Origin of the sequence: Ciceribacter sp. T2.26MG-112.2 (genome assembly GCF_900492205.1) — a bacterium.
GTDB classification, from domain to species: domain Bacteria; phylum Pseudomonadota; class Alphaproteobacteria; order Rhizobiales; family Rhizobiaceae; genus Allorhizobium; species Allorhizobium naphthalenivorans_A.
Window position 1 is genome coordinate 36140 of the sequence record NZ_UEYQ01000005.1, and the last position, 18940, is coordinate 55079.

Below are 18940 nucleotides of genomic sequence, written 5' to 3' on the forward strand. Positions count from 1 at the left end.
GCCTTCGCTTCAAGGCTTGAGGCGCTTGAGGATGTTTTCGTTCGTCAGCTCGCGCACGGCATCCTTGCCGATCCAGCGGGCCGTTTTGTCGTCGCTCGCCGCAAGCTTCTCGGCGAGCGCGAGCGCCGGAGCGTGGCAGATGCGATTGCGTTTGCCGATATTGCGCAACGCCCAGTTGACTGCCTTGCGGACGAAGTTGCGCGGGTCTGTCGCGTATTTCTCGATCAGCGGAAGATAGGCGAGCAGGGCCCGATCCGGCTCGTCCTTGTTGTGGACCGTGGCGCCGGCGATCATGGCAAAGGCCGTGCGGCGGACATATTCGCGTTCGTCTTCGGCGAACTCCGCGACAAGCTCGCGCCAGTAGGGCGTCTCGGTGAACAGATCGGCGGCGGTGTCGACGATCTCCCAGGAGTTGAAATCGCCCGCCCAGGCGCGCGCCTCCTCCATCGTCAGCGCCTTGGGATCGGCCGTCAGGATCGCCAGCATGCGCGCATCGCGCAGGCCGGTGTCCCAGAGGGCGAGCGCCCTTGCGTGGTTGTGCTTCACCTGCCGGACGAGCGCCTGCATCTGCGGCGTCGTGATGCCGAGTGCCGTTGTGGTGTCGATGCCGAACCGCGCCATGCCGGCGATGTTGCCCTCGTTGCGCAACGACTTCAGGTGGGCGACGATCTCGTCGACCGAAGATGCGGGCTGGAGCGTCATTTCTTCTCCAGCCGGGCGAGCAGCGAGGACGTATCCCAACGGTTCCCGCCGAGTTTCTGCACTTCGCCATAGAACTGGTCGACCAGCGCGGTCACAGGCAGCGCCGCGCCGTTGCGGCGGGCTTCCGACAGCACGATGTCGAGATCCTTGCGCATCCAGTCTACGGCAAAGCCAAATTCGTACTTGCCCTCGTTCATCGTCTTGTGGCGGTTTTCCATCTGCCAGGAACCGGCTGCCCCCTTGGAGATGACTTCGATAACCTTTTCAATGTCCAGGCCGGCTTTCTTGCCAAAGTGAATCCCCTCGGCGAGGCCCTGGACGAGGCCGGCAATGCAGATCTGGTTGACCATCTTGGTGAGCTGGCCGGCGCCCGCCGGACCCATCAGGCCGACCATGCGGGCAAAGGCGTCGATGACGGGTTTTGCCTTGTCGAAGGTGGCCTGTTCGCCGCCGCACATGACGGTCAGAACGCCGTTCTCGGCGCCGGCCTGGCCGCCGGAGACGGGGGCATCGATAAAGCCGCAGCCCCTTGCTGCCGCTGCCTCGGCAAGCTCGCGGGCGACTTCGGCCGATGCGGTGGTGTTGTCGATCAGGATGGCACCGGATTTCATGCCCGACAGTGCACCGTCCCTGCCGATCGTCACGGAGCGCAGGTCGTCGTCATTGCCGACGCAGGTGAAGACGAAATCGGCGTCCCGTGCCGCTTCGACCGGGGTGGCCGCTGCATTGCCGCCAAACTGGGTAACCCATTTCTCGGCCTTGGCTGCTGTTCGGTTATAGACGGTGACGTCGTGCCCGCCCTTGGTCTTCAGGTGCCCCGCCATCGGGTAACCCATGACGCCCAAACCGATGAATGCGACCTTGGCCATGCTCAGAATTCTCCTGCCTCGTGTTTCGTGACGGCAGGATTAAAGCATAGCGGCGCGATAGAAAAGCGCGGCGGGCCGGTCCGGCTTTGTCAAAGGCCGGAAACTTTCAGGAGATAGGCGATGATATCGGCGCGCATGGCCGGATCGGGTGCCCGATGGTCGGCGAGCAAGGCGTCGAGATAGGCGGTTTTTGCCGCAACGTCATCGCCGGCGATGAAAGGGAGAATGCGGTCGGCGCTGCGGTGGCAGCGGGCGCAGGCCTGCGCATAGGCGGCTTCGCCGGCGACGGGATCGCCCGCGGCCAGAGCCTCGCCGGCAAGACAGAGCAGGAGGGCGAAAGACATGGCGCGGATCATGGGGAACCTATGACGAAAAGAGACGGGGCCGGCTCGGGCCCGCCCCGATAGTTTCTCATCAAATCGCCAGCGCGGCAATCGGTTCAGCCTTTCAGGCGTGCGATCACCAGGTGGCCAGGAGACGGTTTTCCGTCCTGCATGCGCACGTTGATATCGGAGATCTCGATGATCTCGAAGCCGGTCGAGGCGAGCCGCTCACGGATATAGGCTTCCGAGTGGAGGAAGCGCTGATGCGGGCCGACGGCATAGGTCCGTGTGTCCGAAGGATCGAGTGTTTCCGAGGAGAAGATGAAGAGGCCGCCGGCGACCATGTTTTCGGCGGCGCCGAAGAACAGTGGCTCGAGCGCGCCGAGATAGGGCAGCACGTCGGTCGCGGTGATCAAGTCGAAGGCCTCCTCGTCATTGTCCTCGAGGAAATCCTCGACCTCAGCGACATAGAGGGTCTCGTACAGATCCTTCTCGTGGGCGAGCTCGACCATGTTTTCCGAAATGTCGATGCCGGTGATGTCGTCCACCATGTCGCGCAGCGTGCCGCCGGTCAGGCCTGTGCCGCAACCGAGGTCGAGCATGCGCTTGAACGGTCCGAGTTCGAGCGCCTGCAATCGCTGGCGCACCATGGCCGGCACGGCATAGCCGAGTTGCTCGACGAGAATGTCCTCGAAGGCTTCGGCGTGCTGGTCGAACAGGGTCTCGACATAGGCGTCGGGCGCCTTCGGCGGAGCTTCGCCGCGGCCCAGCGAGGCGATCCGGACGGAAGCGCCGCCATGGTCCTCCGGGTCGATCGCCAGCACTTCCTCATAGGCCTTGACGGCCGCGTCGATGTCGCCGGACTTTTCCAGCGCGAGCGCCCGGTTGTAGGCTTCCGCCAATGCGTCTTCGTCGATCTTGGCCATGGGGAACTCCGGTCGTTCAGCGCCGACAGCCGGCGCCCCGTTCGGCCTGCGTCTAATCGGTCTTGGCGGATTTGGCAATGCGTGGCCGGGGAACAGGGTCTTGCCCTGTCTCGTTAGCCGCTGTAACCACGACGGGAAGCAAGGGCGATCGGACTGCGACATGGCAGATCAACACGACACTGTCCCGGTCACCGGGACTTCGCACGGGACGGCTCCCGCACTGCCGGCGACTTCGGCCGAAAAGGCCAATATGATCATCCACTACTATCGCGGCGAGATCGGCCGGATGACGAGTTGGCGCGACCGGATCGACCGCACCTCGAACTGGGCGATGACGGTGGTCGCCGGCTTGCTTTCGGTCTCGCTTTCGACCCCGAACTCGCATCACAGCGTGGTGCTTTTCGCCATGCTGATGATTTCGCTGTTCCTGATGATCGAGGCGCGCCGTTATCGTTTCTTCGATGTCTACCGGGCGCGGGTGCGCCAACTCGAGCGCTACTATTTCTCGCAGGCGCTCAATCCCCAGGCCGAACTCAACCCGGACTGGGCCGCCGCGATCGCCACGAGCCTTAGAAACCCCTCCTTTCTGATGAGCTTCCGTGAGGCCTTGTTCCGGCGCATTCGCCGGAACTATGTCTGGATGTATCTAATCCTCCTGCTGGCCTGGGGATTGAAGATTTCAAGCCCCAAACTGCTGCCGGAGGAACGCTCGGTCGAATTCATCCATTCCTTCGGCGAACTGGTCAGCAACGCCACGCTGGGGCCCTTGCCGGGCTCGGTGGTCTTGGCCGCCGTCGGCCTGCTTCATGGCGCGGTGATACTTTCAGCCCTGTATCGCGAGCCTGATGACGGCGAGTTCGCCCATGGCGAGGTGCATGTCTGACCGGTCTCAGTGGAGGATGAATTCACCCTTCAGGGCGCGCCACTCATGCGCCGCGATCATCTGCTTGTGCACGTAGCGCACCGAATGGAGCGGGCCGTCCAGTTTTTCCTGCCAGAATTTGAGGAAACCCTTCATCTCGGGGAAATCGGGGGCCAGATCATAGTGCTGCCAGACATAGGTCTGCAGCAGTGTCGGATGGTCAGGCAGCCGGTAGAGGATTTGCGCCGTCGTCAGGCCATAGCCCTTCAGCATCATTTCCATGTCTTGGTTCATGACAACCTCGTCTTCGTTCCCTTATCCAGAGGACCGGAGCCGGCGGTGTTCCGCTTCGGCGGACCGATCGGCCGCGCCATATGAGCGGCCTGCTGATATGGAAGCATCGCAAGGTTAACTGAAGCTTAACAGGGTTGGGGTGGTTCCGAATTTCCATTCGGAACCAATGCCTTGGCAGCGGCATCCATCGAGTGCTGCCAACACTGGCGGCAGACTTGCCGGAGTCAGCGCTTGAGGTGGCGCGTCAGCCGGGCTTCCATCGCCGCCCAGATATGGCGCATGGCCTCGACGATCGACAGGTAGAAGATCGCGGCCCACAGATAGGCCTGGTAGTCGAAGGTGCGCGAGAAGGTGTAGCGGGTCTGGCCCATCAGATCGAGGACGGTGACGACCGCGACGACGGCCGATGCCTTGATCATCAGGATGATCTCGTTGCCATAGGGCCGAAGCGCCACGATCAAAGCCTGCGGCAGGATGATTTTGCGGAAGGTGACGAAGGGGCTGAGGCCAAGCGAGTTGGCGCCCTCGGTCTGGCCGCGCGGCACGCTCAGGATCGCACCGCGCAGGATCTCGGCCTGATAGGCGGCGGTGTTGAGCGTCATCGACAGAAGTGCGCAGTACCAGGCCTCGCGGAAGAACCACCACAGACCGACAGCCTCGATTTGCGGGCGGAACGAGCCGAGGCCGTAATAGATCATGTAGATCTGGGCGAGCAGCGGTGTGCCGCGGAAGACGTAGACATAGGCATAGGAGATCACGTTCAGCACGCGGTTCTTCGACATGCGGGCAAAGGCGATCGGAACGGACAGGAGGGCGCCAACGGCGATCCCGACCACCACCAGCGTCATCGTGACCCAAAGACCGGAGAGATAGCGCGGGCCATATTTGACGAACTTGTCGGTGTCCCAGTTGCTGACCATCATATAGGCCAGCGCCAGGCCGAGCAGGGCCCAGAGCGCTAGACCGAAAAGGCCGATGATGCGCGAGCCGCTGATGGGCGGCTTGTAGGCGGGCGGGGCTGGACGCGCCGGAATGAGTTGCGTGGCGTAGCTCATCGGCGGCCTCCGGCGCGGTTGCTCCAGCGGTCGATGGCACTGATGCCGATGGACGACAGCATGGCAAGCGCGAGGAACAGGGCGCAGGCCAGCAGATAGAAGAAGAACGGTTCCTTGCTGACCTTGGCCGCAATGCCGGTCTGGCGCAGGATGTCGGAAAGGCCGATGACCGAGACCAGCGCGGTGTCCTTCAACAGGTTCATCCACAGGTTTCCAAGGCCGGGCAGGGCGATGCGGATCAGTTGCGGCAGGATGATCAGCCGCATGGTTCTGGCGCGATGGAAGCCAAGCGCGTCACCGGCTTCGTACTGGCCCTTGGGAATGGCGCGGAAGGCCGAGAGCAGCACTTCAGAGCAATAGGAGGAGAACACGACCGACAGCGCGATCATGCCGGCGACGAAGGCATTGATCTCGATCCTTTGTTCCTTGCCGAACCAGGCAAGGATCGACTGGATGCCCATCTGCACGCCGTAATAGACGATGAACAGGGTGAGCAGTTCCGGCAGACCGCGAAAGATCGTCGTGTAGATGCCGCCGGCGAGACGCAGGGTCTTTTCCTCCGACTGCATGGCCAGCGCCACGGCAAAGCCGAGCAGAAGGCCGATCGGGAGCGTCGCGAGGGACAGGGTGATGGTCACCTTGACGCCGAAGGCGATCTCGTCGCCCCAACCGGACGCGCCGCAAGCGACGATCGAAGAACTGCCGAACAGGGTGAAGAGGCCGGCCGGTCCGCACAGCGGATCGAAGGCATATTGAAACCAGGCCCAGAACGACCCGAGCGCGGAAAACAATCCGCTCATGCTGAACTTCCCCTCTGCGGTTCGAGCCGCAAATTATTGTCGTTTGTTGTCAAACAGAAATGGCGGAAGTTCAAGCCTTCCGCCATCCGAGGCTCAGATTTTCAACGCTTACTCGCCGTAGACGTCGAAATCGAAGTGCTTGTCGTTGATTTCCTTGTACTTGCCGTTGGCGCGGATCGCCTTGATGGCAGCGCTGAACTTGTCGGCAAGCGCGGTCTCGCCCTTGCGGACGGCAATGCCGGCGCCCGGGCCGTGGATTTCGATGTCGGGGGTGAGAGCCGTCAGGATCTTGCAGCAGGCGCCGGCGTCCGACTTTACCCATTCCGACAGGACAACGACGTCGTCGATGGCGGCGTCGATGCGGCCGCCTTCGAGATCGAGCTTGTATTCGTCGGTGGTCGGATAGAGCTTGAGTTCGGAATCGGCGAAGGCCTTTTCAGCGAAGTTGGCGTGGGTGGTCGACGACTGGGCGCCGAGAACCTTACCCTTCAGGCCGGCCACGTCGGTGATCGGCGAATCCTTCGGCACGGCGATCGCCGGCCCGGTGTTGTAGTACTTATCGCTGAAGTCGACCTTTTCCTTGCGTTCCGGGGTGATCGACATCGAGGCGATGATGGCGTCGAACTTCTTCGCCTGCAGCGCCGGGATGATGCCGTCCCAATCCTGGGTGACGAATTCACAGGTGACCTTCATTTCATCGCAAAGGGCCTTGGCGATGTCGATGTCGAAGCCGACGAGCGTGCCGTCCGATTCGAGGTTGTTGAAGGGCGGGTAAGCGCCCTCGGTGCCGATGATCAGCTTTTCGCCTTCGGCCATTGCGGCGCCGGCAAAAAGCGACAGGGCGGCAATCGAAGCTGCGGCGAAGAAACGTGTCGAAATACGCATGAGATCCTCTCTGTTGGTCGTTCGCGCGGTTGTTATCGGTCCTGCGCTGAACAGGGTAGCGCGGCAATGCGTGCCGGACTGGGAGCGATATTCCTACTCTTTTTCAGGGAAAATCAACTGCAAAGACGCGCCGCGGATAAAAATTGTACGGTTGAGCAACAGTGGCGCGCGGTGATTGCCGGCCAAATTTCCAGAAAAGCGCCGACGGCGACGAAACTTTTTCGTTCAGCCGAGGTTAATTGGCGGACACCTAGGTTCTGCCCGATCGGACCGGGAGAATCGGGCGGCCTTATAAAAGTCGCCTCGTCGGTGCTCCTTCCAACACTTCCCGCGTGGTAACACGCTCCGCCCAAGGAAACGCTTATGAATTTGAGATCGAAACTGTTCGCCACCGTCGCAGCACCCGTTCTGTCGGCGGCTGTGATGGTTGACCCGGTCGCAGCGGCAACCGTGCTGCGCTCGCAGCAAGCCGTTTCGCCCGTGTCGAGCCGTATGCTCGGGACCATCGAGCTTGCCCAGGCTGCCGTGACCTGTAGCGATGGAAGCCAGGCCGCGGACCAGGCGAGCTGCGATGCGATCGACGCTCAGCGTGCAGCCGAGCAGCAGCAGGCCGAAGAGGCGCAGAAGGCCGCCGAACAACAGGCCGCGCAGGAAGCGCAGCAGGCCGCCGAGCAGCAGGCCGCAGAAGAAGCACAGAAGGCCGCCGAACAGCATGCTGCCGAAGAGGCGCAGCAGGCTGCCGAACAACAGGCTGCCGAGGAAGCGCAGAAGGCTGCCGAACAGCAGGCTGCCGAGGAAGCGCAGAAGGCCGCCGAACAGCAGGCTGCCGAAGAGGCGCAGCAGGCTGCCGAACAGCAGGCTGCCGAGGAAGCGCAGAAGGCTGCCGAACAGCAGGCTGCCGAGGAAGCGCAGAAGGCCGCCGAGCAGCAGGCTGCCGAGGAAGCGCAGAAGGCCGCCGAGCAGCAGGCTGCCGACGAAGCCCAGAAGGCCGCCGAGCAGCAGGCCGCAGAAGAAGCCCAGCGGGCCGCCGAACAGCAGGCTGCCGAGGAAGCGCAGAAGGCCGCCGAGCAGCCGGCAGCGGAAGCCGTGACGTGTGCGGACGGATCGCAAGCGGCATCCGCCGATGCGTGCCCTCCGGGCGAACAGGCCCCGGCAGAACAGCCGGCTTCGGCGGAGGAAGCCCCGGCGGAAGAAGCTCCGGCGAAGCAAGCCCCAGCCGATGAGCCGGCCGCGGCCGAGGAACCTGCCACCGCGCCTGCCGCTCCTTCCAACGAGGCCGCCCCCGCCGATCAGGCGCCTGCCGAAGAAGCCCCTCAAGCGGAGACGGCTCCGGCCGAGCAGCCCGCTGAAAGCCCGCTGTCCAACGACGAAATGAAGCCCGCTCAGGAAGAGACGCAGGGTGAGACACCCGCAGCGCCGCAGGACCAGTCGACCGCCGAACCGGCGCCCGACCAGCAGCCTGTCGGCGAACAGGTCCTCGTTCCGGCCGTCGAGCCACCGGAGGATGCGCCGGTTACCGAGATCGTCGACGAGCGCAGCGCCGAAGACAAGCAGCAGATCGCCGAGGATCCGTCCAAGACTGCCGAGACGGTGGTTCTGCCGGTCGACAATGGCGCGGCCGTTCTCGACAGCGACAAGGATGCCGACAATAGCGGCGGTGCAAAAATACGCGATGCGCGCACCGTACAGCGCGAGGAAACGCCGGTCGTTGCCGCCCCGGCAAGCGATGCCGAGGCGCAGGGTGAGGCGCCGAAGTTCGAGCCGCAGGTGATGGAAGCGCTCATCGAGGAAAAAGGCGAGGCCAGGGAAACCGCCCCTGCCTTTGAGGTGCCGACTTCGGTGACCAATGTCACGAACGTGACGAATGTGACGAACGTGACCAACAACGTCACCAATGAGACGAACATCAACGAAACGAATATCGTCAACCAGGTGAACGAGGTGCGGGTGGTCGAGGAAGTCGATAACCGGACGATCATCAACGTCGGCAACCTGGAAGTGGTGCGCAACAACGACCGTTCGCGCCTGCGCTATGACGAGGAACAGACCTTCTACGAAGAACTGTCGCGTGGCCGAATGCGTGAGACCATCGAGCGCAATGACGGTTCGCGGCTGGTGACGATCTACAACCGATACGGCGACATCATCCTGCGTTCGCGCTTCACCGCGGGTGGCGAGGAATATGTGTTGTTCTATGCTCCGGAAGCCGACCGCGAAGAGCCACATGTCTATGTCGATGTGGGCTACAGCCTGCCGCCGATGCGCCTGACCATTCCGGTTCAGGACTATATCGTCACGACGTCTAATGCACCCGATCGCGATTATTACGACTTCCTCGCCCAGCCGCCGGTCGAGCGTGTCGAGCGGGTCTATTCGATCGAAGAGGTGAAGTCGTCGGCCCGTCTGCGTGACAAGGTTCGCCGGATCGACCTCGACACGATTACCTTCCCGTCGGGATCGGCCGAAGTGCCGCTGGCCCAGGCCAAGACCTTGCGCAAGGTCGCGGCGGCCATGGAACAGGTGCTTGAAAAGGATCCGGGCGAGACCTTCCTGATCGAGGGTCATACGGATGCCGTGGGTTCCGACCGGTCGAACCTGGTCCTGTCGGACCAGCGCGCTGAGACGGTCGCCAACCTGCTGACCGAAGTTTACGGCATCCCGCCGGAAAACCTCACCGTCCAGGGCTATGGCGAGCGCTACCTCAAGATTCGCACCGCCGGAGACGAACAGCAGAACCGCCGCGTCGCAATCCGCCGCGTCACCTCGCTCGTTCGCCCCGCGACGGCCTCGAACTGACGGCGACAAGGCCGAGACGGCCAATGGAAATGAAGAGGCCGCCGGAGATGATCCGGCGGCCTCTTTGCGTTTTCCGTTTTCTTCAGCCGGTCCGGGACGGTAGCTTGACGATGTCCGCGATGAAGTCGGCGATCGCCATGGTGTCGTCGAGGTCGAAGACCGGCAAGGGCGAATCTTCGACCGCATGATCGGCGGCGATCGCGACGATGTGCGGATCGCTCGGTGCCAGCGGTTCGCGGCTCCTGGCCTCCAGCCGCCGGGCCTCGATCTTCGGAACGGGCTCGCGCTTGTAGCCTTCGATCAGCACCAGATCGCAGGGTCCGAGCCGGCCCAGAATGTCCTCGAAACTCGGTTCGGCGGCTCCCCGCAATTCGTGCATGATGGCGTAGCGCGTGCCCGAGACAAGCGCCACCTCGTGCGCGCCGGCCTCGCGGTGGCGGTAGCTGTCGGCGCCGACCTTGTCGATGTCGAAATCATGATGGGCGTGCTTGATCGTCGAAATGCGATAGCCGCGCCGGGTGAATTCGGCCACGAGGCGAACGGCAAGGCCGGTCTTGCCGGAATTCTTCCAGCCGGAAATGCCGAAGATGCGGGGGCTGGTGGTCATTTCGACAATGCCTCGAGATAGCGTTCCGCCGAAAGGAGATCGGCCGGCGTATTGACGTTGAAGAAGGGATCGAGCGGCCCCGCCGACGTTTCGATCAGCGGGAAGTCGACGGCGAGCGAGGGATGGCGGGCGATGTAGGCTTGGAGACGGCGGTTGCCCGGATCGGCGAGCCAGATCTCTAGGTCATCGGCGAGCGACAGCGGCCAGAGAGCGACGACCGGATGGACCCGGCCGGCAGAGGCGGCCAGTAAGATGCGCGCCGGGTCGTCGGCGGCGGCGCAGAGCGTAGCGGCGAGGTTCGGCGGCAGGAAGGGCGTGTCGGCCGGAACGGTCAGCATGTGGCTGGCCGAACTCGTCGCTGCCGCGTGGCGCAGGCCGGCCAGGACACCGGCAAGCGGACCTTGACGATCGGCAATCGTGTCCGGCACGAGTGGCAGGCCGAGGTCGAGGGGAAAACCCTCCGGCGCATTGATCGCCAGCGAGATCACCTGGGGGGCGAGGCGTTCAACGATCCAGGCGATCATCGGCCGGCCGGCAAAGGGTGCGGTCGCCTTGTCGCGGCCCATCCGGCGGGAGGCTCCGCCGGCAAGGATCAATGCCTGGGGCTTCTGGCGGTCGCTCATCTTTCGTCATCCCTCCAGCTGTCGCTCTTGTCAGCATAATGGAGGAAGAGGAGGGCGGCGATGGCAAGCACGCCGCAGGCGAGCATGACCAGCAACAGCGGCAGGGCGCCGGTTTCGACGCTGAGGATGGCCGAGGCATAGACCGAAGTCGCCGCGCCGCCGCCCATGGCAATCGCACCGCTGAGGCCCGAGGCGGAGCCGGCGAGATGCGGTTTGACGCTGACCACGCCGGCATTGGCGCTCGGCAGGGTCAGGCCGTTGCCGAAGCCGACGATGACCTGCGGGCCGAAGAAGGCGAGGGCGGAGGAGGCCCCCGCCAGCAGGAAGAGGATCGGCAGCAATGTGCCGGCAATCAGCATGATGGTGCCGGCCAGCATCATGGCGAAGGTGCCGAAGCGCCTTGCATAGCGGCCGGACAGGTAGTTTCCGACCATGTAGCCGGCGGCGATGAAGATGAATTGCAGGCCGAGCGTGCTTGGGCTCATCTCCATCAGCGTCGCGCCGACGAAGGGGGCGCCGCCGAGAAAGGCGAAGAAGGCGCCGGAGGTGAAGGTGACGACGGCCGTATAACCCCAGAACTGCGGCGAAGCGAGCAGGCCCGGCCAGGCCTTGAACTGCGCGGAAAAGCTGGCGCTGCGATTGTGGTTGGTTTCGCCAAGGTCGGCGGCGACCAGCGCCAGTACGAGGGCAGCGAGAATGAAGAGCGCGACGAAGTTGGCGCGCCAGCCGAAGGCGTCGCCCAAAACGCCGCCGATGGTCGGGCCGATCATCGGCACGATCGTCATGCCCATGGTGACATAGCCGATCATCGAGGCGGCTTCTTCCATCGGCACCATGTCGCGCACGATGGCGCGTGACAAGACGATGCCGGTGACGACGGCGGTCTGCAGCATGCGGGCCGCGAGGAGCGTGTAGATGTCGGTGGCGACCATGCAGACGAGCGTGGCGAGGAGAAGGATGACCAGACTGCCGATCACCGTCGGCCGCCGTCCGAAGCGATCCGACAGCGGCCCGATGACGATCTGGATCAGCGCGGTGACCGCGATATAGCCGGAGATCAGGATCTGGATCGTGCCGTAGGATACGCCGAGATCCTTGGCCATGCTCGGGAGCGACGGCAGGAAGATGTTCATCGTCAGCGCCGAGAGGCCGGCTATCGCCACCAGGGTTACGATGTGCGGCGGCGACCGACGGTCGAGGAAGCGTGTGTCCGTCAAGACTTCGTCCCCCGTCGCGGCGGTCGGTGTCCGATCATAGGGCTCACGGCGCAGGCCCTCCGGACGCCGCCTCCAGCCGGGCCGCTTCCGCGCGACGTCTGTTCTCGCGGTAGAAGGCATAGAGGCCGGAGCCGATGACGATGACGGTGCCGGTGACCATCCAGATGTCGGGGACTTCGTTGAAGAAGATCATGCCGAGCGCCACGGCCCAGAGCAGGCTGGTATAGCGGAAGGGAGCGATGAAGGAAATCTCGCCCGTGCGCATGGCCATGACGATCGCCAGGTAGCCGACGAAAATCAGGCACGAGGCGAGAGCCATGATGCCGAAGGTCGAGCCGCTCATCGGTTGCCAGCCGCCGAAGGGAATGATCAGCGCCGCGCCGACGACTGTGATCCCGGCGGCGGTCGAAAGCGTGATGGCCAGGGAGGATATGCCGGGGTCGATCCTTTTCGTCACCAGGTCGCGGGCTGCCGCGAAGACCACGCTCAACACCACGTAGAGGGCTGCCATGTTGAAGCCCTCCGGGCCGGGCCGGATGATGATCAATACGCCGACGAAGCCGACCGCGATCGCCGTCCAGCGCCGCCAGCCGACGGCTTCCCCGAGAAAAAGGGCAGCCCCGAGCGTGACCGCCAGAGGCAAGGCCTGAAGGATGGACGAGACATTGGCGAGCGGCATGGCGCCCAGCGCATTGAGGAAGGTGATGGCGGCAAGCGTCTCGAACAGCATGCGCAACAGGACCATGGGCTGTATGAGCAGACGGATATGACCGAGCGCGCCCATCTGGCGGGCCACTGCATATACCAGAATGGTGGTCAGCGCGCCGCGCACGAACATCAACTGGCCGACATTCATCAGCGGGGTGACAGCCTTGCTCAAGGCATCATTCAACGTGAAGCCGGCCATTGCGAGCGCCATCAGCAGCGCTCCCTTGGAATTATTGGACAATGCCATGCGGGGGAATTCCTGGAATCTGCAAGGTTCGACCCATGGGAGGCGACAGCCGAGCGTTTTGCCGATGACGGCGGGTGAGGGGGAGTGGAAAAAGCAGCATGCGACGTGTTTGAACCTGCCCATGCGCGGCCCGGCGACGATTCAGCCTCCGGTGACGCTCATGTGGCGGGCGACCGCCGGGCGGAGGTGGTTGCGGTCGATGATGAAGTCGTGACCCTTCGGCTTGCGGCCGATCGCTTCGTCGATCGCGGCCGACAGGAAAGCGTCGTCGGACGAGGCGCGCAGCGCGGTGCGCAGGTCGGCGGCGTCGTCCTGGCCGAGGCACATGTAAAGCGTGCCGGTGCAGGTCAGGCGTACGCGGTTGCAGCTCTCGCAGAAATTATGCGTCATGGGCGTGATCAGGCCGAGCTTGCCGCCGGTCTCCTCGACCCGCACATAGCGGGCGGGCCCGCCGGTGGAGAGCGGCAGGTCGGTGAGCGTGAAGCTTTCCTCCAGCCTTTGCCGGACCAAAGACAACGGCAGGTATTGGTCGGTACGGTCTTCGCCGGTCTCGCCCATCGGCATGGTCTCGATCAGCGTCAGGTCCATGTCGTTGGCATGGGCATAGCGCATCAGTTCCGGGATCTCGTCCTCGTTGAAACCCTTGAGGGCGACGGCGTTGAGCTTGACCCGGATGCCGGCGGCCTGGGCGGCACGGACACCTTCCATCACCCTGTCGAACTCGCCCCAGCGGGTAATCGTCCGGAATTTTTCCGGATCGAGCGTATCGAGCGAGACGTTGATTCGGCGAACCCCGCAATCGGCGAGTTCGGCGGCAAAGCGTGAGAGTTGCGAACCGTTGGTGGTCAGGGTCAGTTCCTCGAGCACGCCGCTTTCCAGGTGCCGGGACAGGCTGCGGACTAGGAACATGATATTCTTGCGCACCAGCGGCTCGCCGCCGGTCAGGCGCAGCTTCCTCACGCCCTTGGCGATGAAGGCGGAACAGAGCCGGTCGAGTTCCTCGAGCGTCAGCAGGTCCTTCTTCGGCAGGAAATTCATGTTCTCCGCCATGCAATAGGTGCAGCGGAAATCGCAGCGATCGGTGACCGAGACGCGCAGATAGGTGACGGCCCGCCCGAAGGGGTCGATCATCGGTGCGTCGTTCGGCGCAAGCGCGGTTGCGTCCCGCCATGGACCGGCACTGGAATTCAAAGCATGACCTCCCCGTTTATATGAGCAAGATGGTCACCACGGCGCGCCGCGTCAAGCAAATGGGTGCACATCGTCCCGGCAAAATGTCTTGCGCTGCACAAGAGGCAGGCATAGTGCTCGACTTCGGGCGACAATTGACGGATGCGAAGATGAGCGATTTCTGGCCAAGCGAGTTGAAGGTGTCGAAGGACCGGCGGATGCTGTCGGTGACGTTCAACGACGGGATCGTGGCCACGCTTCCGGCGGAACTGCTCAGGGTGCTGTCGCCCTCGGCCGAGGTGCAGGGGCACGGACCCGGTCAGAAGGTCACCGTGCCGGGCAAGCGCGACGTGGCGATCCGGGCCGTGGCCCCGACCGGCAATTACGCCGTTCGCATCGCTTTCGATGACGGGCATGACAGCGGAATTTTCACCTGGAGCTATCTGCGCGAACTGGGCGAGACCGGGGAGGCCAAGTTCGCCGAATACGAACGCGAACTGGCCGAGAAGGGCCTCAGCCGCGATCGTCGCTGACATCGGGGCCGCGTGATGACCCGCGGCGATCATTCGCCGGCGGTTTCCTCGCTCATCAGGCGGGCAATCAGCTTTTCCATCGTCCCGGCCATCAGCAGACAATCCTCGATCGGTGTTGCCGAGAGGATTCGTTCTATCAGGTCGGTCTGGATGGCCATGGCCTTCCCGGTCAGTTCGCGGCCCTTGTCGGTGAGGAAGAGGCGCAGGATCCGCTTGTCCCTGGTATCGGCGCGCCGTTCGATCAGGCCGCGTTTTTCCATCTGCGGCAGGAGCATGCTCATGTTGGAGCGTCCGACGAGCAGCTTGCGGGCCAGTTCCTGCTGCGAGATTGCCTCGAAACGATAGAGATTGACGAGAATGTCGAGATGCGGCGGCTTGATGTCGAGCGGCGCAAGCGCCCGCGTCAGCGCCTGTTGCATGAGCTGGCAGGCACGACCGACGCTGACCCAGCTCTTGAATCGCGGATGGTCCCAGGGCAGGGCTTGATTTTTGTTCATCGTTGTACTTTATTGTTCATAGTTGAACATTTTGAGGATTCCGACTATGCCATCCTTTGCGGCCAAGGTCACCCGATTCGGTTTTTCGACGCTGGGGCGTATTTCACCGGACCTGGCAAGCCGCCTTGCTGTGGCTCTGTTCTGCCACACGCCGCCCAAGCGGCCGAAGGCTGCCAAGGCCCGCCAGTCCTTCGCGGACGGCGCGCGCAAGCTCGCCACGGCCGAAAGGCTGATGCTTGAGCTCCGCGGCGCGAAGGTCGGCCTCCGCAGGATCGGCGCGCCGCGTTGCTCGGCACCGCGCCTCCTCGTCGTCCATGGCTGGGGCTCGCGCGCCGAATATCTGGCCGACCTTGCCATGGGGCTGAGGGAGGCAGGCGCAGAAGTCTTCGTTCTCGACCTGCCGGGCCACGGACGTTCGTCCGGCCGGACACTCGACATGCGCATGGCGGCCGAAGCCATCGCCGCGGTGCAGGAAAGGTTCGGGCCCTTCGATGCGGCGGTTGGCCACTCGTTCGGCGGCGCGGCGCTGATGGCCGCTGCTGGCGGCAGTTTCCCCGGCGTGCCGGCCTTTGCGGCTCATCGCCTTGCCGTGATCGGCTCGCCGTCGCGGATCGAGGATGTCTTCGACGGTTTCGTCACGATGGCCGGCCTCACCCCGAAGACCGCTCGGGCCCTGGTCGCGCGAACCGAGCGGCGGGTCGGCTGCCCGGTCGAGGCGCTGGACGGGGTGGCGATCGCGCGCAGGCTCGGCCGGCCGCTGCTGGTGGTCCATGCCGAGGACGACAAGGAGGTCGGCGCCGACCAGGCGAAGCGCTATCTCGGCGTTTCCCATCACATTCGCCATCACTGGGCGAACGGGCAGGGGCATCGGCGCATCGTCCGCGCGCCGGAGGTGGTGGCAACCGTCTCGAACTTTCTTCTTGGTGACGGCTCGGCTGGCGAAATCGGCGAAACGGTGAGGCTGCGCACGGCGTCATCCGTCTGATACGGTCTCCTCGTAAACGGGGCCGACGGCGCGCGCCGCGTCCCGAAGAGACAGACCTGGAAGGAGAGGCCATGACGATCATCCGTACCCCCGACGCGCTGAGGGAGATTTATAGCGGTGTGTCGGAAGCCTCGCTCGTCAAGGTCACGCCGGCGCTGACCACGGATTATCGCCTGATGATCGAGCGTTCGCCTTTCATGGCGCTGGCGACCGTCGGTCCGGAAGGTCTGGACTGCTCGCCGCGCGGTGATCGTGGCGCCGTCGTGCGAGTGGAAGACGAAACGACGCTCGCCATCCCCGACTGGCGCGGCAACAACCGGATCGATTCGCTGCTCAATATCGTGCGCGATCCGCGCGTCGCGCTTATGTTCCTCGTTCCCGGCTCGAACACGGCGATACGGGTCAACGGCCAGGCTGTCGTCTCGGTCGATGCCGACCTGCTCGACAGCTTCGAGATGGACGGCAAACATCCGCGCAGCGTGGTGCTGGTCACCATCGGCGAAGTGTATTTCCAGTGCGCCCGGGCGATCATGCGGGCCGATCTGTGGAACCCCGAAAGCTTTGTCGACCCGAAGAGCCTGCCGACGCCCGGCGATCTGCTGAAGGCGGCGCAGGCCGATTTCGACAAGGATACCTATGATCGGCAATGGCCGGAGCGCGCTGCCAAGACCATGTGGTGAGCAGCCGTCGCTGGGCTCCCTTTCTCGGCGGCGGCGTGACGCATTGTCAGAGCCGGCAGCCCATGCGACGCTTTGGCTGCGGGACTATGGCAGCCCGCAAGGGAGGAGCGGATGAAGCGCGTCGGATCATTTGCACTGCTGTGCCTGGGGTTTGCGCTGGCATCCTGTGCCGCACGGGCCGGCGAACTGGGACTTGACGAAAAGCTCCGGCTTCTCGTCGCGGCCTATCCGGAAACGCTTGCCGGTGTCGAGGACGGCCGGTTGACCTTCCTGGACGGCGGCGAACCGCTTTTGATCGATGACGGCAAGGCGAAGGACCATTTCGCCAAGCTCGCACAGGGCGATGTCGAGGACAGCCTCTCGCAGGTCTATCCGGTCGGGCCATGCGAAACGAAGCCGGCGGTCAATGACGATCCCGGTCGTATCCGCAGCGATTCGCTGATGATGCGGCTCTATGGGGCATCGGCACGCGAGGTGGAGCGCTCGCTGGTCAAGGTGGCCTGGTTCGGCGAAAGCGTCAGGGTGACGAAAAGGCAGGGTGCGGCGGCGGCGCTAGAAAAGGTCCGCGACGAACTTAAGTCAAGACCCGAATTGAAGAAATACCTGTCGCCTTCGGCCGGCACGTTCAACTGGCGCAAGGTGGCGAACGCGCCGAATATGTCGGTCCACAGTTTCGGTGCGGCGATCGACATCAACACCAAGTTCGCCGATTACTGGATCTGGTCCGGCGGCAAGCCGGGCAAGGTGCCTCATTATGCCAACAAGTTTCCGCTCGCGATCATCGGCGTGTTCGAACGGCACGGTTATATCTGGGGCGGGCGCTGGTATCACTACGACACGATGCACTTCGAATACCGGCCGGAACTGATCGCGATCGCCAGGGAAAGCGGCGCTTCCGCCTGTCCGTGAGCGATCAGGCAAAACTCAGCGCTTGTAGATCAGCCAGCTCTTGGTGAAGTCCTTCTTCATGCCGTCCTCGAAGATCTTCGTGCGATTGCGGCCGGCATTCTTGGCGCAATAGAGCGCGATGTCGGACTTGGCATAAAGTTCGCCTGGATCTTCGGCTTCACCCGCCATGCAGAAGCCGAGCGACAGGGTGATCGGGCCGTAGTTCACGCCGGTCCTGGAGTTCTTGAAGGGGGTCGTCTCCAGGGCGGTCCGGACGCGCTCGCACATAAGGTTGACTTCTTCGGCGCTGTGACCCTCGACGATGATGGCGAACTCCTCGCCGCCGGTGCGTGCGACGAAACAATCCTTGCGGACATTGGCCCGGATCACCGTGGCGACGGTGGCAAGGATCTTGTCGCCGACCGGATGGCCATAGGTGTCGTTGATCTTCTTGAAATTGTCGATGTCGGCCAGCACCAGCCCGGTCAGCGGCGCGCTCGACGTGGCATTGTAGATCGACGCCAGTCGCTCGTCGAAGGCGCGACGATTGGCGATGCGGGTCAGCGAATCCGTGTTGGCGATGCGCTTGTATTCGTCCAGCTCCTTGCGGACCTGGTCCATCTCCTGGGACTTCTGGCTGACCTGCTCGACCGTCTGGGAGCCATGGGCCATGGTGTCGCCGGTGGCTTCCGACAGAAGGGTGATGGCGCTGCGCAGGATGTCGGCGCTGGTGTTGTTCTTCGAGTTGATGCGGGTGTAGGTCTCGCCAAGCAGCTTGTTGTAGCTTTCGAGCGATGTCTGCTCCTGTTTCAGCAGGCGCAGCAGACCGTCAAGTTCGCTGATGATCTTCGAATGAGCGCTCTCGACCACCCGGTTCTGGTGATTGCCGAAATATTGCTGGCCGATCTCGTCGAGTTCGTCCTGCGTCGCCTTGCTGCCGAGCGCGGCCAGATCCCGGGTCAGGGTCGGATTGGAGCCGATATAGGCTTCATAGAAGAGTTCGTAGTTGCGCGGAATAGGAGCAACGCCCATGCTTCGCATCGCATAGGTAATCTGCGCCGATATATCGGGAATCTGCGCCTTCGGCGTCGTTGCCGTGTTCATAGGCGAACTCCATTGATCTTTCGGATCCATGATCCTTTCTGATTGTTAGATCAAATTTGTTTGGAAATATTTAATGTCGAGTACCCGTGATTTCATCGGCGAAAATCTATGCCGAGCCGGTGTTCGCCATCCAAGTACATGAAAATTAAAGAATATTCCGTGCGGCGAG

Annotated in this window: 21 protein-coding genes; 6 read left to right on the forward strand and 15 right to left on the reverse strand. The window is 63.3% G+C overall.

Annotation, left to right across the window (positions count from 1 at the left end; all coding sequences use genetic code 11):
- Positions 1-9 precede the first annotated feature (9 nt).
- The 4 genes from DYZ14_RS09845 to DYZ14_RS09860 all read right to left on the reverse strand — a co-directional run bounded on the left by DYZ14_RS09845 (position 10) and on the right by DYZ14_RS09860 (position 2820).
- Complete coding sequence (locus DYZ14_RS09845) at positions 10-702, reverse strand: DNA alkylation repair protein (RefSeq protein WP_154720514.1); 693 nt, start codon at positions 700-702, stop codon at positions 10-12.
- Positions 699-1571 (reverse strand): NAD(P)-dependent oxidoreductase, encoded by an 873-nt coding sequence (locus tag DYZ14_RS09850; protein ID WP_154720515.1) that lies wholly within the window; start codon positions 1569-1571, stop codon positions 699-701. Before DYZ14_RS09850 ends, DYZ14_RS09845 begins: the two co-directional genes overlap by 4 nt.
- An 89-nt stretch (positions 1572-1660) precedes the next feature.
- Positions 1661-1915 carry a hypothetical protein gene (locus DYZ14_RS09855; protein WP_154720516.1) on the reverse strand — a complete coding sequence of 85 codons (255 nt, stop codon included), beginning with the start codon at positions 1913-1915 and terminating at the stop codon, positions 1661-1663.
- A 95-nt stretch (positions 1916-2010) separates the two neighbouring features.
- Entirely contained in the window at positions 2011-2820 is an 810-nt protein-coding gene (locus DYZ14_RS09860) for a methyltransferase domain-containing protein (protein ID WP_154720517.1), read from the reverse strand.
- Positions 2821-2980: 160 nt separating this feature from the next.
- On the opposite strand from DYZ14_RS09860, the gene DYZ14_RS09865 reads away from it, so the two are divergent.
- Positions 2981-3703, forward strand: a complete 723-nt coding sequence (locus DYZ14_RS09865) for a DUF2270 domain-containing protein (protein WP_154720518.1) — start codon at positions 2981-2983, stop codon at positions 3701-3703.
- A 6-nt stretch (positions 3704-3709) separates the two neighbouring features.
- On the opposite strand, the gene DYZ14_RS09870 is transcribed toward DYZ14_RS09865, so the two are convergent.
- From DYZ14_RS09870 to DYZ14_RS09885, 4 genes are all read right to left on the reverse strand, one after another.
- On the reverse strand, positions 3710-3976 hold the full coding sequence (locus DYZ14_RS09870; protein ID WP_154720519.1) for an usg protein: 267 nt from the start codon (positions 3974-3976) through the stop codon (positions 3710-3712).
- Between the two features lie 224 nt (positions 3977-4200).
- The gene (locus DYZ14_RS09875) at positions 4201-5031 is read right to left on the reverse strand and encodes an ABC transporter permease (RefSeq protein ID WP_154720520.1); all 831 of its coding nucleotides are present in this window, start codon (positions 5029-5031) and stop codon (positions 4201-4203) included.
- Positions 5028-5831, reverse strand: coding sequence for an ABC transporter permease (locus DYZ14_RS09880; RefSeq protein WP_154720521.1), 804 nt, complete (start codon positions 5829-5831; stop codon positions 5028-5030). Before DYZ14_RS09880 ends, DYZ14_RS09875 begins: the two co-directional genes overlap by 4 nt.
- 108 nt (positions 5832-5939) lie before the next feature.
- The gene (locus tag DYZ14_RS09885; protein WP_154720522.1) at positions 5940-6716 is read right to left on the reverse strand and encodes an ABC transporter substrate-binding protein; all 777 of its coding nucleotides are present in this window, start codon (positions 6714-6716) and stop codon (positions 5940-5942) included.
- Between the two features lie 363 nt (positions 6717-7079).
- On the opposite strand from DYZ14_RS09885, the gene DYZ14_RS09890 reads away from it, so the two are divergent.
- Positions 7080-9512, forward strand: coding sequence for an OmpA family protein (locus DYZ14_RS09890; protein WP_154720523.1), 2433 nt, complete (start codon positions 7080-7082; stop codon positions 9510-9512).
- Positions 9513-9594: 82 nt separating this feature from the next.
- On the opposite strand, the gene mobB is transcribed toward DYZ14_RS09890, so the two are convergent.
- The 5 genes from mobB to moaA all read right to left on the reverse strand — a co-directional run bounded on the left by mobB (position 9595) and on the right by moaA (position 14045).
- On the reverse strand, positions 9595-10119 hold the full coding sequence (gene mobB / locus DYZ14_RS09895; RefSeq protein ID WP_154720524.1) for a molybdopterin-guanine dinucleotide biosynthesis protein B: 525 nt from the start codon (positions 10117-10119) through the stop codon (positions 9595-9597).
- Complete coding sequence (gene mobA / locus DYZ14_RS09900) at positions 10116-10742, reverse strand: molybdenum cofactor guanylyltransferase MobA (protein WP_154720525.1); 627 nt, start codon at positions 10740-10742, stop codon at positions 10116-10118. Before mobA ends, mobB begins: the two co-directional genes overlap by 4 nt.
- Positions 10739-11959, reverse strand: coding sequence for a multidrug effflux MFS transporter (locus DYZ14_RS09905; protein WP_154720526.1), 1221 nt, complete (start codon positions 11957-11959; stop codon positions 10739-10741). Before DYZ14_RS09905 ends, mobA begins: the two co-directional genes overlap by 4 nt.
- Positions 11960-12002: 43 nt before the next feature.
- Complete coding sequence (locus DYZ14_RS09910) at positions 12003-12914, reverse strand: DMT family transporter (RefSeq protein ID WP_154720527.1); 912 nt, start codon at positions 12912-12914, stop codon at positions 12003-12005.
- 141 nt (positions 12915-13055) lie between these two features.
- Complete coding sequence (gene moaA, locus DYZ14_RS09915) at positions 13056-14045, reverse strand: GTP 3',8-cyclase MoaA (protein WP_154720768.1); 990 nt, start codon at positions 14043-14045, stop codon at positions 13056-13058.
- Between the two features lie 209 nt (positions 14046-14254).
- Here moaA and DYZ14_RS09920 point away from each other — a divergent pair, with 209 nt between their 5' ends.
- A complete protein-coding gene (locus DYZ14_RS09920; RefSeq protein WP_154720528.1) occupies positions 14255-14617 on the forward strand; it encodes a gamma-butyrobetaine hydroxylase-like domain-containing protein in 363 nt (120 codons plus the stop codon).
- Between the two features lie 29 nt (positions 14618-14646).
- Here DYZ14_RS09920 and DYZ14_RS09925 read toward each other — a convergent pair whose 3' ends face one another.
- On the reverse strand, positions 14647-15114 hold the full coding sequence (locus DYZ14_RS09925) for a MarR family winged helix-turn-helix transcriptional regulator (protein WP_154720529.1): 468 nt from the start codon (positions 15112-15114) through the stop codon (positions 14647-14649).
- A 46-nt stretch (positions 15115-15160) separates the two neighbouring features.
- Between DYZ14_RS09925 and DYZ14_RS09930 the strand changes: the two genes are divergently transcribed.
- The 3 genes from DYZ14_RS09930 to DYZ14_RS09940 all read left to right on the forward strand — a co-directional run bounded on the left by DYZ14_RS09930 (position 15161) and on the right by DYZ14_RS09940 (position 17688).
- Positions 15161-16099 (forward strand): alpha/beta hydrolase, encoded by a 939-nt coding sequence (locus DYZ14_RS09930; protein ID WP_154720530.1) that lies wholly within the window; start codon positions 15161-15163, stop codon positions 16097-16099.
- A 71-nt stretch (positions 16100-16170) separates the two neighbouring features.
- Positions 16171-16779 (forward strand): pyridoxamine 5'-phosphate oxidase family protein, encoded by a 609-nt coding sequence (locus DYZ14_RS09935; protein WP_154720531.1) that lies wholly within the window; start codon positions 16171-16173, stop codon positions 16777-16779.
- 111 nt (positions 16780-16890) lie between these two features.
- A complete protein-coding gene (locus DYZ14_RS09940; RefSeq protein WP_154720532.1) occupies positions 16891-17688 on the forward strand; it encodes a M15 family metallopeptidase in 798 nt (265 codons plus the stop codon).
- A 15-nt stretch (positions 17689-17703) separates the two neighbouring features.
- On the opposite strand, the gene DYZ14_RS09945 is transcribed toward DYZ14_RS09940, so the two are convergent.
- Positions 17704-18771 (reverse strand): GGDEF domain-containing protein, encoded by a 1068-nt coding sequence (locus DYZ14_RS09945; RefSeq protein ID WP_154720533.1) that lies wholly within the window; start codon positions 18769-18771, stop codon positions 17704-17706.
- Positions 18772-18940 lie beyond the last annotated feature (169 nt).

What these genes read in the sequence shown, in the direction of transcription:
- DYZ14_RS09845 (WP_154720514.1), bottom strand. Translation starts at nt 702, where the DNA reads ATGACGCTCCAGCCCGCATCTTCGGTCGACGAGATCGTCGCCCACCTG.
- DYZ14_RS09850 (WP_154720515.1), bottom strand. Translation starts at nt 1,571, where the DNA reads ATGGCCAAGGTCGCATTCATCGGTTTGGGCGTCATGGGTTACCCGATG.
- DYZ14_RS09855 (WP_154720516.1), bottom strand. Translation starts at nt 1,915, where the DNA reads ATGTCTTTCGCCCTCCTGCTCTGTCTTGCCGGCGAGGCTCTGGCCGCG.
- DYZ14_RS09860 (WP_154720517.1), bottom strand. Translation starts at nt 2,820, where the DNA reads ATGGCCAAGATCGACGAAGACGCATTGGCGGAAGCCTACAACCGGGCG.
- DYZ14_RS09865 (WP_154720518.1), top strand. Translation starts at nt 2,981, where the DNA reads ATGGCAGATCAACACGACACTGTCCCGGTCACCGGGACTTCGCACGGG.
- DYZ14_RS09870 (WP_154720519.1), bottom strand. Translation starts at nt 3,976, where the DNA reads ATGAACCAAGACATGGAAATGATGCTGAAGGGCTATGGCCTGACGACG.
- DYZ14_RS09875 (WP_154720520.1), bottom strand. Translation starts at nt 5,031, where the DNA reads ATGAGCTACGCCACGCAACTCATTCCGGCGCGTCCAGCCCCGCCCGCC.
- DYZ14_RS09880 (WP_154720521.1), bottom strand. Translation starts at nt 5,831, where the DNA reads ATGAGCGGATTGTTTTCCGCGCTCGGGTCGTTCTGGGCCTGGTTTCAA.
- DYZ14_RS09885 (WP_154720522.1), bottom strand. Translation starts at nt 6,716, where the DNA reads ATGCGTATTTCGACACGTTTCTTCGCCGCAGCTTCGATTGCCGCCCTG.
- DYZ14_RS09890 (WP_154720523.1), top strand. Translation starts at nt 7,080, where the DNA reads ATGAATTTGAGATCGAAACTGTTCGCCACCGTCGCAGCACCCGTTCTG.
- mobB (WP_154720524.1), bottom strand. Translation starts at nt 10,119, where the DNA reads ATGACCACCAGCCCCCGCATCTTCGGCATTTCCGGCTGGAAGAATTCC.
- mobA (WP_154720525.1), bottom strand. Translation starts at nt 10,742, where the DNA reads ATGAGCGACCGCCAGAAGCCCCAGGCATTGATCCTTGCCGGCGGAGCC.
- DYZ14_RS09910 (WP_154720527.1), bottom strand. Translation starts at nt 12,914, where the DNA reads ATGGCATTGTCCAATAATTCCAAGGGAGCGCTGCTGATGGCGCTCGCA.
- moaA (WP_154720768.1), bottom strand. Translation starts at nt 14,045, where the DNA reads ATGATCGACCCCTTCGGGCGGGCCGTCACCTATCTGCGCGTCTCGGTC.
- DYZ14_RS09920 (WP_154720528.1), top strand. Translation starts at nt 14,255, where the DNA reads ATGAGCGATTTCTGGCCAAGCGAGTTGAAGGTGTCGAAGGACCGGCGG.
- DYZ14_RS09925 (WP_154720529.1), bottom strand. Translation starts at nt 15,114, where the DNA reads ATGAACAAAAATCAAGCCCTGCCCTGGGACCATCCGCGATTCAAGAGC.
- DYZ14_RS09930 (WP_154720530.1), top strand. Translation starts at nt 15,161, where the DNA reads ATGCCATCCTTTGCGGCCAAGGTCACCCGATTCGGTTTTTCGACGCTG.
- DYZ14_RS09935 (WP_154720531.1), top strand. Translation starts at nt 16,171, where the DNA reads ATGACGATCATCCGTACCCCCGACGCGCTGAGGGAGATTTATAGCGGT.
- DYZ14_RS09940 (WP_154720532.1), top strand. Translation starts at nt 16,891, where the DNA reads ATGAAGCGCGTCGGATCATTTGCACTGCTGTGCCTGGGGTTTGCGCTG.
- DYZ14_RS09945 (WP_154720533.1), bottom strand. Translation starts at nt 18,771, where the DNA reads ATGAACACGGCAACGACGCCGAAGGCGCAGATTCCCGATATATCGGCG.